Genomic DNA, 13,005 nt, shown 5'->3' with positions numbered 1-13,005 from the left:
CAAGTTATTAAATCGCCATCTGAGCCTTATCGCTGCTCCTCAAAGAAAAGTAAGATTTAAACCTTGAATTACTCGGGAAAACCAGAAAAAATATGCAACCTACTTTAAATCAAAAGTTTAAAATTAACTATCAATATCCGGTAGTTTTTAGCCGATATATTTTTGAACTTCCAAATCAAATTCTGAAGAATACATTAATGCAGCTGGCTCCCTCAGCGGCTAAAGTGTTGGTATTCCTGGATCATAATGTGGACCGGGCACATCCTCATCTGAGAAATAAAATGCAGGCCTACTTCGAGATCCACTGTCCCCATATTCAATTAATTACCCAAACCATAACGGGTGGAGAACCAATAAAAAATGAAAGAAAACACTTATTCCATTTACTTTCAAAAATAGATCAACAACATTTGGATCGGCACTCCCTAATATTTGCCATTGGGGGGGGAGCAGTGTTGGATGCGGTGGGATTTGCCGCCGCCATCGCCCATCGGGGAATTCCCATAGTGCGTTTTCCTACGACCGTACTTTCCCAAAATGACTCAGGGGTCGGGGTAAAAAACAGCTTTAATGATTTCGGTAAAAAAAATTTCCTTGGCACCTTCGCGCCACCCCTGGCCGTCATCAATGACAGCACTTTCCTGGAAACCCTAGACGAACGAGATTGGCGATCTGGTATATCTGAAGCAGTAAAGGTCGCCCTTATCAAAGATGCCGCATTTTATGAAGCCCTGGTGCATAATGCCGAAGCCATTAACAACAGAAATTTGGATGCCATGGAGGAAATCATTCACCGCTGTGCAGATCTTCATGTGGCACATATTGGATTGGGAGGAGATCCGTTTGAAAAAGGAAGTTCCCGCCCTTTGGATTTTGGACATTGGGCTGCTCATAAAATAGAACATCTTTCCAATTACCAAATCCGGCACGGGGAGGCCGTCGCTACCGGCATCGCGATTGATTGTATATATGCACATAAAATAGGTAAACTATCCGGTGAATTTTTGCAAGCTGTTTTAAACCTGCTGAAAAATTACGGTTTTCAGCTTTTCCATCCCGAATTACTACCCCACAAAGAGGAATGGAAGCTTTGGGAAGGCTTGGAGGAGTTTCGTGAGCATTTAGGTGGAGAACTCACCATTCTTTTGATCAAAGGACCGGGAAAACCCGAAGAGGTTCATGATATACAAAAAGAAGTACTGTTAGCCGCTATTAAGTATTTACAAGCATGGGAAGGTGAAAAACCGGAAACGAAAATGCTTATCAATAATCATGCATCATGAATATTCACGGAGATCATCATTTGAGTTATTGTACCAATATCCATGCGGCTGAAAGTCTGGAAGAAACCTTACAGGCATTAAAAGACAATATCCCCCAGATCAAGGAAAAGGTAGCACCAGAACAGCCCTTTGGCATCGGATTGCGGCTTTCTGCCCGGGCCGTTAAAGCATTTAATGAACAGCAAATCAACCACTTCAAATCCTGGCTTTCTGCGCATGATTGTTACGTTTATACCATAAATGGTTTCCCTTTTGGTAATTTCAATTCCGCTGTAAAAGATCAGGTACACGCCCCGGACTGGACCACAGCGGAAAGGCTACAGTACACCAAGCAATTAGCCATTATTTTAGCGGAATTACTCCCCGATGAGCTAAAGGTTGGCAGTATTTCCACCTCTCCCATTTCTTACAGCCCCTGGCATAAAAAAGATATCGATAAACATTCCTCATTAAAAAAAGGAGCAGAACATCTGGTGGATTTATTACAGCATCTATATTTATTACAAATTACCAGCCAGAAAAATATTAACATTTGCCTGGAGCCGGAGCCGGATGGTCTCCTACAAACAACAGAGGACTTCATCCATTTTTACGAGCACTTTCTTATACCAGCAGCTATTGCAAAGTTTCCGCAATTAACCCCTCGGGAAATCATTCTCAGGCTGAAAAACCACATTACATTTTGCTGGGATATTTGTCATCTAGCCCTCATGTTTGAAGACCCAATTGAAAGTCTGGGCATGCTGCAGCACCACAAAATCAAAATCGGAAAAGTACAGATCAGTGCGGCACTAATTGCCAATTTCCAGGAGCATATTGAAGAAACGATCTCAGCGGTCAGTAAATTTATCGAGCCCACTTATCTGCATCAAGTCATCCAGAAAACGCCTGACCAGCAGATCACCCAATATCGCGATCTTAAGGGCGCAGTCACAGAACAGCCCATAAGCCCGGGAACACAGTGGCGCATTCATTTTCATGTCCCTATACACCTGGCCCAATTGGGCATACTAGATTCCACCCAACACTATATCATTAAAACTATTCAGCTGCTTACCCAAAAAAATCACTGCCAACATTGGGAAGTGGAGACTTACACCTGGAATGTCTTACCAGAAAAGGAGCCTGTATGCATACAGGAAGGCATTGCCAACGAAATCAATTGGGCTAAAAATATTTTTCTAAGCTAAATCAGTATGAAACGAACCGTACTTATTAACATCGTTGGATTGAGTCAACGACTATTGGATAATCGCCTGCCTTTCCTCACCCGATATTTTAAAAACCAGCAGGGAAAAAGTATACTCCCGGCCTTCCCTGCCGTAACCACAACGGCCCAGTACAATTACCTCACAGGCAAAAAACCCGGAGCGCATGGAATTGTAGGCAATGGATGGTACGATCGTACGGATGCCGAAATTAAATTTTGGAAACAATCCAACCACCTGGTGCAGGCACCCAAAATCTGGGAAGACCTCAAAAGAAAAAATCCAAACATCAAGGTGGCGAATTTATTCTGGTGGTATAATATGTACAGCAATGTTGATATTGCCGTAACCCCAAGGCCCAATTACCTGGCAGATGGACGTAAATTCCCGGACATTTATACCATGCCCAAAAATCTCAGGAACCAATTGCAGGATGAATTGGGCACTTTTCCCCTTTTTCATTTCTGGGGGCCAAAAACATCCATCAAATCTTCCCAATGGATTGCAGACTGTGCCAAAAAAGTGGAGCTGAACCATCAACCCGATTTAAGTTTAGTTTATCTTCCACACCTCGACTACGGCCTTCAAAAATACGGACCTGATCACCCCAAAATGAAAGCTGAACTTTTGGCGATTGATCAGTTGTGTCAGGACCTCTTTACTTTTTTTGAAAACCGGGGACTACGCATTATTGCCCTTTCTGAATATGGCATCACGCCTGTCAATAAGTCTATTGCCATTAATCGCCATTTAAGGCTCAATGGTTGGCTGGAAACCCGTCTGGAAAAAGGACAGGAACTATTAGATCCTGGAGCCTCCAAAGCCTTTGCCGTGGCGGACCATCAGGTGGCACACCTGTATATTAAGAAAACGGAATATTTGGCCGACCTAAAAAATGAATTGATGCTTTTGGATGGGGTGGAAAAAGTGATGGACAAAAAAGAGCAGGAGAAAGCCGGCCTTTGCCATGAACGGTCCGGAGATTTATTGCTAGTGGCCAATACCAATGCCTGGTTCAATTATTATTATTGGTTCGATGACAAAAAAGCACCATTATTTGCCAAAACCGTGGATATTCATCGAAAACCGGGATATGATCCTGTAGAGCTTTTTATGGACAGCTCTCCCTTAACGCCCATAAAAGTTGCAGGAAAATTGCTCGCAAAAAAATTAGGCTTTAGGACGCTGCTGAATGTGATCCCCATAAATGAAACCCTGGTCAAAGGTTCCCATGGACGCATTCCTGAATCAAAAAATGACTGGCCCGTCCTATTCTCCAATGACGACAGCCTGGAAATCAATGACCATTTAGAATCCACTGATGTATTTGAACTCCTCCAGAAAGCCTTTGCGCTGAACTCCCCAACCACTGTTCCTGAGCAAATCAATAACCTCTAAGCCAGATTATACATGCAATAGCCGGATTAATCTGGCTTAAATCCTCGTTTAGCTGTAAAGCGGAGAAAATGAAGGAATAGTTACTTATTTCGAGATTTTTCCAACAAAACAGATGAATGAGGAGAAAGCAAGCTAACCCAAATATGGGCAATAATAAACCAAGAGAAACACCAGCAACAGACTAGTTTTAAATTTCTTGCAATTAGTTTGTGAATTTGGCGGAGAATCATCTGGTTTAATCCGAAGGACACACCAACAGGCCCCACAATACCACACCTATACGCCATCACCCAATTATGGAGGCTTTCTCCTCCCTAATTGGGAAAAACATGCCTCTGCTCCCACCTGAATAATATCCCCACAAACCCCTTTTCCCTCCCCCTTAAAATAGTTACGATTTCTTTTTTGGGGGACTGCTGCCGCTTAGACGGCAGCACCGGGCTCGCGCGGCTCACCCCATCGGCCTTTTGGGCCGCTGTGGTTCAAACAAGCCCGCTTCATCCCTGCCCCTTTCGGGCTAATCGCCCGAGAGGCGATCAACCAAAAACTATTAATCAAACTGACAGCCTCTGCCCAACAATACGTTTGCCGGAAATTCACCAATAATTTGTAAGCACAACAAATGAAAATCCTACGGTACTTGCCTATTTTTGTCTAAAACAAGCAATTAATATGTCTGAATTTTATAAAAACGAAAAAACCGCGCAACAATACATCCAAATGACCGAAGGATATGATCCTTCTTTGATGCAAGCGCTATTTTCCAAATGGATCAAAACCACAGATACTATCTTAGAATTAGGTAGTGGCCCGGGTCGCGATTTGGAATGGATCACCACCAATTATGAAGTGGAAGGCTCTGACTATTCCCCATTTTTTGTGAACCTTTTAAAAGAAAAATTTCCTGCAATGCCTGTTCATCAAATGGATGCTACTGCATTGGAAACGGATAAATCCTATGACGCTATATTCTCCAATAAGGTGTTGCATCATTTAGAACATGACCAACTAGCGGAATCTCTGCAACAGCAATGGAAAGCCCTAAAACCGGGTGGAAAACTCTTACACACTTTTTGGTGGGGAGCGCATGAAGAAGAAATCATGGAGCTAAAATTTAAGTATTACGAAATCGAGGATCTGAAAATACTTTTTGAAGAACAATTCGAGATCCTGGAAATTTACCGCTATGATGAAATAGAGGAAAAAGATTCTATAATAGTAGTGGCAAAAAAGAAATAACTATAAAGCATAATGAGGGATGAAAAATCGAAATTTTGATCCCTCATTCAATTTACTCTCCACAGAAATCCTTCCACCCAAATCTTCAATGGCGTTCTTCACAATAAATAAACCCAATCCATTGGAAACCTTCCCCTGTATGCCGCGGTGAAACATATTAAAAATATGAGGCAATTCTGATTTATGTATTCCAACGCCCTGATCTTCCACCATTACCCACAGACCTTTCTGATTCATTCTGGTATAAACGACAATGGGTTTTAGCCTTCCCTTGAATTGGCTGAATTTAAAAGCATTCATCATTAAATGCTCTAATACCACCCCCAGTTTAGCTTCATTGGTGAAAAATGTGGGTAGGGGGAAATTTCCCTGGTGAGTACAAAAATGAACAACCTCCTCCCCAAAAGAAGCTTTCATTTTGTCCAGACTATCTGATACCAATTGATACAAATTCACTTGCTGTAAGAAACGCCGACTATCTTTAGTGGTATTCAAATACTGCATCACCTGATATATAAAGTGATCTAATAGTTCGGAGTTCTCTTCCAACATCAAAATATATTCAGAAATTTGGGTCAGCTGCGTCTCTCTTTTTAATAGGTTAATCAACCCCTTCTGTGAGGCGACCGGAGCTCTGAGGTTATGCGCAATTCTATAAATCAGTTGATCCAATTCAAATTCCTTGGTGGTATACTTTTCTTTCATTTGGACCAACTCCTGGCGCGCAATTTTCAAACTCCATTCCAAGCCCGCCTCAGGTCTCCTTCCATCATTAATATCTTCCAGAATATCGGCCTTTTGAATAAAACCAAAGAAAAGCCACTCCCCCGCCAGTTCTTCTTTTCTAATCCACATATTGACCCAGCAATAGCCTAACAAGGCATGTCTTAACCTTAAAATTAAGGAAAAAACTTCCGTTTTCATGGCATTCAGCTGGTACTGCAATAACTCCAAATCCCCGGGGTGAATAAAGCTGAACAGCATTGATTTCCCCACAATTTCTTCCTGCAAGCCAATCAAATCTAATAATCCCGAACCATATTTGATTTCCTCCCGATTTTCAAAAAATAAAAATGAACCTAAATTCATTTCCCGGTACAAATCCTGAAAATGGGCCACCCCTTCTTCCCAATGTGTGAAAAAATTCGCCCTTTGCTTTTTCACCTGCCACTCCCCTTCCCGATTTTTTAAATCTAATACCAGCCAGGATTCCTCCCCTTCCGGTATAAAATGAATCCGGGTAACAAAATAACGAGGATGCACGCGATCCTGAGAAGGCTCCAACCGGAGGGTTCTTTGAAAGAATTGATAATCAAATCCATTCCACTGAGATAGTTCAGAGGTAAACCATTTTCTATCGGATTCACAGAATTGATCCAATAAACCATCGGCCGTGGACATGGCCGAAGAGGAGGGAAATTCCTGAGGCAGCGCTCCCAAACTGACAAAATTGGTTTTTAAATTCCAAAGCATAAAATATCGATATTCCTCTTCCATTGCCGCCTGCATATAACTGATATGCTGAAAAAAATCAGCAGAAGTCAGTCTTTTTAATAAGGCACTTAATCGATATAGGTTAATGGTGGCAGTATCTGGCATTTTATTACAGGAAATCAAAAATGAAAAATATAATAATTTAAATCGCTATCATTCAAAAAGAGGAGCATGAAAAAACTATCCTCCTGAATTTTACCGATAGAACCTGTACCAAAACAGAAAGTTTGATAAACCACTAGATTAACGTTGATATTTTCTTACCAAAAAGCGATTATTTATTCCAATTCAAAAGAGCGAAACGGTTACTATTCCAAAAGTTAAAAAATGCGGGGATCATTACCGGCAAATTTTAACTTGGGATCAACCTGTCCCCCATTTTTAAGCCAAATTATTTGCTATCTGCTTTAATAAATTCCCATCTTAGAGATTCAAACCACCATCAAAATGAGAAAAATTGTAATACTAGATGGCAACCCTTTGGATCAGGATGGATTATCCTGGGAGCCTCTTCAGGCATTGGGGAGTGTGGCCTACTTTTCGAATACCCCCGAACATAAAATTATAGATCGATGTCAGGAAGCCCATATTGTCATTACGAATAAGGTACCCTTTTTTGAATCTACTATTGCCCAATGTCCAAAGCTGGAACATATTGCCGTAACCGCAACGGGCGTCAATATGGTAGACCTGGCATTTGCCAAAAGCAAGGGGATTACGGTTTCCAATGTACCGGCTTATGGTCCGGCCGCTGTAGCACAACATAGTGTTGCCTTATTATTAGCGCTCACTAATCGGGTTGGGCCTCTGGGGGATTTTACAAAAAGTAATGGATGGGCAAAGCATAGCCATTTTGCTTATTGGGATCAGGCGATTACGGGTTTGGAAGGCAAAACAATCGGCCTGTATGGATATGGGGAGATTGCCAAAAGAGTCAGTAAAATCGCCCATGCCTTTGGAATGGAAGTATTGGTGGTACGTTCCAGTAATCAAGCACCTGAAATTGGGCGCTTAGTGGAACTGGAAGTGTTAATCCGGCAATCTGATATCATCAGTTTACATGCTCCGCTAAACAGTCAGAATGAGGGCCTGTTCAATCAGGAAGCTTTTCGAAAAATGAAGAAAAGTGCCTACCTGATCAATACCGCCAGAGGCCCTTTAATCAATGAAAATGACCTGTATATCGCGCTCAAAAATCGGGAAATTGCCGGAGCCGGGCTGGATGTACTTTGTCAGGAACCCCCTGAGGAAAATCATCCCCTTTATCAACTGGAAAACTGTATTATCACGCCGCATATGGCCTGGGCGGCAGTAGAGGCCAGACAAAATCTGATGCATATTCTCTTTGCCAATATCAAAGGCTTTTGTGAAGGAAAGCCACAAAATATCGTGAATTAAGCCGAATTATTCACCGCCATATTTATAACCAATCGCAAGTGGTTTATTTCTAGCTTATTATAATTTGTTTTCTCTGATTTATAATAGGCCAAATTGGGCAAGCTTGCTTTCTCCTCAATCATCTGTTTCGTTGGAATAAATTCGAAATAGGAAAAATTCCTTCAATTTTTCCGCCTTACAGCTCAACGAGGATTTAGGCATAAATAAAGCGGGTTAACCTTCAACTAAAACAAAAAAGGTCCCCGATTACCGGAGACCTTTTTTTATTTATTATCAAAAAACTGCCAAACCACCCCAAAGTCAAAGGTACTGTTGTAGCCGGCATAAAATGGTGTTATAAAATAGCCTTCTCCCGTCTGCTGGGTAATGTTTCGCATTTTGGCAAACAACCGGAAGCGGGTAATTTTCATTTCAATGTTCACATCCACAATGGGAGCCCCGAAAATATCATAACCGTCTTGCAAATAGAATTGCTGCACCGTGGGGTCATACAACATTCCCTGATAGGCCGTGGTATAATTCATATCCACCCCAAAAAGCACCTCCAGCTTTTTAATCAGTACCTTGTTAAAATATAAGGATGAATTCGTCCAAATAGCGGGCACCCGCACCACATCTGCAGCACCTCCGCTACTTGCCGACAATAACACACTATTTTCTAAATAGAAATGCTTCCAGAAGTTAATCTTCATGTCCCAACCAAAAGAGGTCACCTGTACCGCGCCGGAAGCTTGTTGTGGACTGGCCACCCCTACAAAAGGCCTGGCGTCATTAATCGGCACCACCTCATTCCCCCGATTATCATAATCGTAATAAATCAGGTTGACATAGTTCGTTAATTTGGCTTTGGGGGCAAAATATATTCGATCATTGAACAGGCTCAGCGTTAATTTTGCCTCAATATTATCGGCTTGTGTAGAGTTGAAATTATTGGTCCAGTTGGCGTGATTTGAGAAATAACGCTGCTCAATATAAGCCGGAGCATACTGCATCCTGGTATATTTCACATTCAGGAATTTATTGGTATAATCACCTTCAAGCTTATGGTTAAAGGCCTCGTTCACTTCTCCCTTAATCTTAATATAATGCAAGGAGTCAAACTTCATCCTCAAAGAGCCTCCAATGAAATTCTCCACATTTTGATCTACTTGTCCTAAATACAAGGAACTGTACCGGCTGATCCTGTTCTTATAATAAGCAGAGTAATAAAAGCCCTTTAACTCCCCCTGAATACCAGCGGAATTTTCAATAAAGGTAAAAGCAGAATGGTCAGTTGTAGCATCCGGATTCACCTGCACGGATTTGGAATAGGCCGTATCATTTTTGACATCGGTATGATCAAAACGATTATTCTGATTCAAATAATCCAATTCATAAAATAATTGAAATTTATCATCCAAAGCATAATTATGGTAGGAATGAATATTGAATCGCTGATCCTTTGAAGACGCATTTTTACTCAGAACTTTCGCCAGTTCATAATCGAAATAGGTAGTATTATTCCCGGAAAGCACTACCCCTCCAGGCTCCGCTCCCTTGGCACTGAAAATCACCAATTGGGTCATCCCCCGGTATTTGCCATCTTCCGAAATGTGATTCGTCCACAGGCGGACATCATTAATATCCTGCCCATTATCTCCACGCCCCACACGCTCAAAGGCTCTTTCTACCACCAGTCGGTTGTATTCAAAACCCAGATTAATATTGGATGAAATATTCCGGGTAAAGGTGAAGTCAACAAAACCACGACCGCCACCACCGAAAATACCGGTCACACTGGTATAGGGCGATAAAGTTTGAAAAAGTGGCGTTTCCGAAGCAGGTTTATAATAATAATCATAAGCCGAAAAACCGGTGGTCACCCCGGACTGTGCAGGGAGCTTCGGAAAAATGGAAAACATAGCAGATCCCGGATTTCCAAGATCCTGATATTGGTAGCCTTCTTTTTCTACCGGATAAAACTTGGTGAGACCCGCTAGAACGGAATCTATCTGATAATATTCATAAGAACGCTCACGAAATTCCTCCAGGGTCTGATAACGAATGGTATTGGGACCATACAAGACTTCCAGGGAGTCATTCAAAATCTGTGCTTCAGAGAACTGAGCCAGCGTAAGTAAAAATAAGGCGGTTAAAAGAAATTTAACTTTCACTTTATTGGGCATACTTTTTTTCAATGGCCGCTTTTATCAAAGCATCAAAAGCCATTTGATCTTTTAAAAATTCAACTTCTATTGGAAGATAAAACAAAGGTAAATCTTTCCGCCATGAATCAAACGTTGAAACCACTAATTTAACGGCATCCTTTTCAGTGATCAGGATAAAATCAGCTCCAGAAGCTTTAAAATTCTCCGCTATTTTTCTGAGTTCTTCCTCAGTGTAAGCATGATGATCCGAAAATCGCTCATGTGCCATTACTTCATATTGCTGACCAACAAATTCTTCAAAGGGCCCTGGCTGAGCAATTCCGGAAAATAAATAAACCTTGGCACCTGTTTGCCCATTTTCCAGTGCCTGCGGGCGACCATAGGCAATTTTGGAAAAAAACACCGATGCCTCAGGAGCATATCTTTGGATTTCCGCCCGATAGTTGGCTTCCTGAATCTGATCCGGGCATTTCGTAACCACAATGATATCAGCGCGGTCGGCGCCTTTTCTGGCCTCCCTTAATCTGCCGGCTGGTAAAATAAAATCATGAAAGAAGGGTCGATCATATTCGGTGAGCATGATATTCAAATCTGCCTGCACATAGCGATGCTGAAAAGCATCATCCAGCAGGATCAGCTCAAGATCCTCCTGATGTTGAAGCATTTCAGGAATGGCCAACGCCCGCTCTTCCCCCACCGCCACCATCATCTCCGTGCCGAATTTCCGATAGAACTGATAAGGCTCATCGCCCAGTGTAAGAGCATTATCTTTTGGGCCAGCCAATTGAAATCCACGGGTTTTTCTTCCATATCCCCTACTTAGCGTGGCAGTCCGAAAATCCTTTTTCAGCAGGCGGGCCAAATATTCAATCATCGGGCTTTTGCCGGTTCCTCCTACTGATAAATTTCCCACGTTGATGGTCATCACCTCGAAATTGAAGGATTTCGTATAGCCGATATCAAAAAGGTGATTCCGGAGTCGGGTAATGCTGCCATATAAAACAGAGAATGGCCAGCCCACTATATTTCTAATGCTCATTTATTTCTCAATTAAAAATCAAAATTACTGATTTTTGCCTGCGCATCCAGCATTGTTGATAAATAAAGCAGCGGGCATATTTAAAAGATCGCTTATAATTTTTTCATGAGGATCTTTTTTTGCCTGCCTAAAAGCGCTAATTTCACCGCTTTATCAAATTTATGGACTAGTATTTGCCTGTTCCTATCCGTAACGATTCTTATCCAAATGAAAAAAGTAATTTTGTTTTTCGCATTTTTTATGGCGCTTCAGTGGAATGTTTATGCTTTGAAAGATCAACAGGCAACCATTTCCAAAGCCCAGCAGGCTTTTGTTCAGCAACAATATGAAGATTGTCTACAATTAAGCCAGCAGGCACTTTCTGAAGGAGATAATGATGAAGCGCAACTGCTTGAAGGACTTAGTTACTGGTATTTAGGGAAAAAGAAATCAGCTGAAAAGTCTTTAAAAAAAGCAGAAAAGATGGGCAACTTAAAGGCCTGTCAGATTTTAAAAAGCTGGAAGCAATAATGCGGCATTGATTTGCCCAACGAACAATATTTATTTTTCAAGGAAATGCCTGATCGCATTTCCTTTTTTATTCCGGCATATTTTTTTGATTTATTTTCTTTTCCTCCTCTGTATTGATAACTTGCCAGACAGGCCCAAAAGGGCGCATTTATATTTATTGCTTGTTATGCTATCCCCTAGAAAAATGCCAAAGATCTCAGACATCATTCGCGCCATTGAACAATTTGCCCCACCTGCCCTGCAGGAGTCATATGACAATGCGGGTTTATTAGTGGGTGACCAAAAACAAGAGGTAACCGGCGTATTAATATGCCTGGACAGTACGGAAGATGTGGTGGCGGAAGCCATTGAAAAAAATTGCAACTTAATTGTAGCCCATCACCCGATCATTTTCGGAGGGCTGAAGCGCCTAACAGGGAGTAATTACATCCAAAGAACGGTGATAAAGGCCATTAAAAATGACATTGCCATTTATGCAGCCCATACCAATCTGGATAATGTAAAAGCAGGCGTAAATAAAGTTTTTGCCGAAAAGCTTGGATTGGAAAACCTAAAAATTCTATCACCAAAATCTCGCAATCTCTTAAAGCTTACCACCTTTATTCCGGAAGAGCAGGAAGAAGAGGTGACCGAGGCGATGCATCAGGCAGGCGCTGGCCAGATTGGCGAATACAAAAATTGTAGTTTCCGGATACTGGGGGATGGTTATTTCCAGCCTTCCGAAAATGCGAACCCCACCATTGGCGAAGCCGGAGGGGAAATCGAAAAGGTGAAAGAAGTGCGGGTAGAGGTCATTTTTGATGCGCATAGAAAAGGAGTGGTCATCGCTGCTCTAAAAAATGCGCACCCTTATGAGGAAGTGGCCTATTATCTTCATGCACTGGAAAATACCAATCAGGAAACAGGCTCAGGCATGGTGGGCACTCTGCCAAAGCCAATGCCGATGATAGATTTTCTTAAAAAAATGAAAACTGACTTCCGTCTGGGTGTAATAAAACATACTGCCCTTTTAGATCGTCCTGTAAAGAAGGTAGCCGTTTGTGGTGGTTCCGGAAGCTTTTTATTAAGATCGGCCATCGGTGCAGGCGCAGACTTATACATTACCGCTGATTTTAAATATCATGAATTTTTTGATGCGGAAAACCGAATTACAATCGCTGATATTGGACATTATGAAAGTGAGGTGCACACAAAAGAAATCTTTGTTGAGATTTTAAGTAAAAATTTTCTTAATATTGCAGTTCATGTATCTCAGGTAAACACAAATCCTGTTAGCTATATATAAAATT

At 41.7% G+C, this 13,005-nt stretch carries 10 protein-coding genes; 7 read left to right on the top strand and 3 right to left on the bottom strand.

Annotation, left to right across the window (positions count from 1 at the left end; translation table 11 throughout):
* Positions 1 to 92 precede the first annotated feature (92 nt).
* The 4 genes from AAA970_RS06315 to AAA970_RS06300 all read left to right on the top strand — a co-directional run bounded on the left by AAA970_RS06315 (position 93) and on the right by AAA970_RS06300 (position 5,128).
* Positions 93 to 1,283: a 3-dehydroquinate synthase gene (locus AAA970_RS06315; RefSeq protein WP_338236401.1), complete on the top strand. Its 1,191-nt coding sequence runs from the start codon at positions 93 to 95 to the stop codon at positions 1,281 to 1,283.
* Positions 1,280 to 2,473, top strand: a complete 1,194-nt coding sequence (gene eboE, locus AAA970_RS06310; protein WP_338236400.1) for a metabolite traffic protein EboE — start codon at positions 1,280 to 1,282, stop codon at positions 2,471 to 2,473. The genes AAA970_RS06315 and eboE overlap by 4 nt, the downstream gene beginning before the upstream one ends.
* 6 nt (positions 2,474 to 2,479) lie before the next feature.
* Positions 2,480 to 3,889 (top strand): alkaline phosphatase family protein, encoded by a 1,410-nt coding sequence (locus AAA970_RS06305; protein WP_338236399.1) that lies wholly within the window; start codon positions 2,480 to 2,482, stop codon positions 3,887 to 3,889.
* A 672-nt stretch (positions 3,890 to 4,561) separates the two neighbouring features.
* Complete coding sequence (locus AAA970_RS06300) at positions 4,562 to 5,128, top strand: class I SAM-dependent methyltransferase (protein ID WP_338236398.1); 567 nt, start codon at positions 4,562 to 4,564, stop codon at positions 5,126 to 5,128.
* On the opposite strand, the gene AAA970_RS06295 is transcribed toward AAA970_RS06300, so the two are convergent.
* The gene (locus tag AAA970_RS06295; protein ID WP_338236397.1) at positions 5,129 to 6,727 is read right to left on the bottom strand and encodes a sensor histidine kinase; all 1,599 of its coding nucleotides are present in this window, start codon (positions 6,725 to 6,727) and stop codon (positions 5,129 to 5,131) included.
* Between the two features lie 342 nt (positions 6,728 to 7,069).
* Here AAA970_RS06295 and AAA970_RS06290 point away from each other — a divergent pair, with 342 nt between their 5' ends.
* Positions 7,070 to 8,020: a D-2-hydroxyacid dehydrogenase gene (locus AAA970_RS06290; protein WP_338236396.1), complete on the top strand. Its 951-nt coding sequence runs from the start codon at positions 7,070 to 7,072 to the stop codon at positions 8,018 to 8,020.
* A gap of 263 nt (positions 8,021 to 8,283) precedes the next feature.
* Here AAA970_RS06290 and AAA970_RS06285 read toward each other — a convergent pair whose 3' ends face one another.
* Both AAA970_RS06285 and lpxK read right to left on the bottom strand, forming a co-directional pair.
* Positions 8,284 to 10,185, bottom strand: coding sequence for a putative porin (locus AAA970_RS06285; RefSeq protein WP_338236395.1), 1,902 nt, complete (start codon positions 10,183 to 10,185; stop codon positions 8,284 to 8,286).
* Positions 10,175 to 11,206, bottom strand: coding sequence for a tetraacyldisaccharide 4'-kinase (lpxK, locus tag AAA970_RS06280; RefSeq protein WP_338236394.1), 1,032 nt, complete (start codon positions 11,204 to 11,206; stop codon positions 10,175 to 10,177). The genes AAA970_RS06285 and lpxK overlap by 11 nt, the downstream gene beginning before the upstream one ends.
* 207 nt (positions 11,207 to 11,413) lie before the next feature.
* On the opposite strand from lpxK, the gene AAA970_RS06275 reads away from it, so the two are divergent.
* Both AAA970_RS06275 and AAA970_RS06270 read left to right on the top strand, forming a co-directional pair.
* Positions 11,414 to 11,716, top strand: a complete 303-nt coding sequence (locus tag AAA970_RS06275) for a hypothetical protein (protein WP_338236393.1) — start codon at positions 11,414 to 11,416, stop codon at positions 11,714 to 11,716.
* Between the two features lie 184 nt (positions 11,717 to 11,900).
* Positions 11,901 to 13,001, top strand: coding sequence for a Nif3-like dinuclear metal center hexameric protein (locus AAA970_RS06270; protein ID WP_338236392.1), 1,101 nt, complete (start codon positions 11,901 to 11,903; stop codon positions 12,999 to 13,001).
* Positions 13,002 to 13,005 lie beyond the last annotated feature (4 nt).

This window comes from Persicobacter diffluens (assembly GCF_036244895.1).
In the GTDB taxonomy this organism is placed as follows: Bacteria; Bacteroidota; Bacteroidia; order Cytophagales; family Cyclobacteriaceae; genus Persicobacter; species Persicobacter diffluens.
Note: the sequence above shows the minus strand (reverse complement) of the source record. Positions and strands in the feature narration are given on the sequence as shown.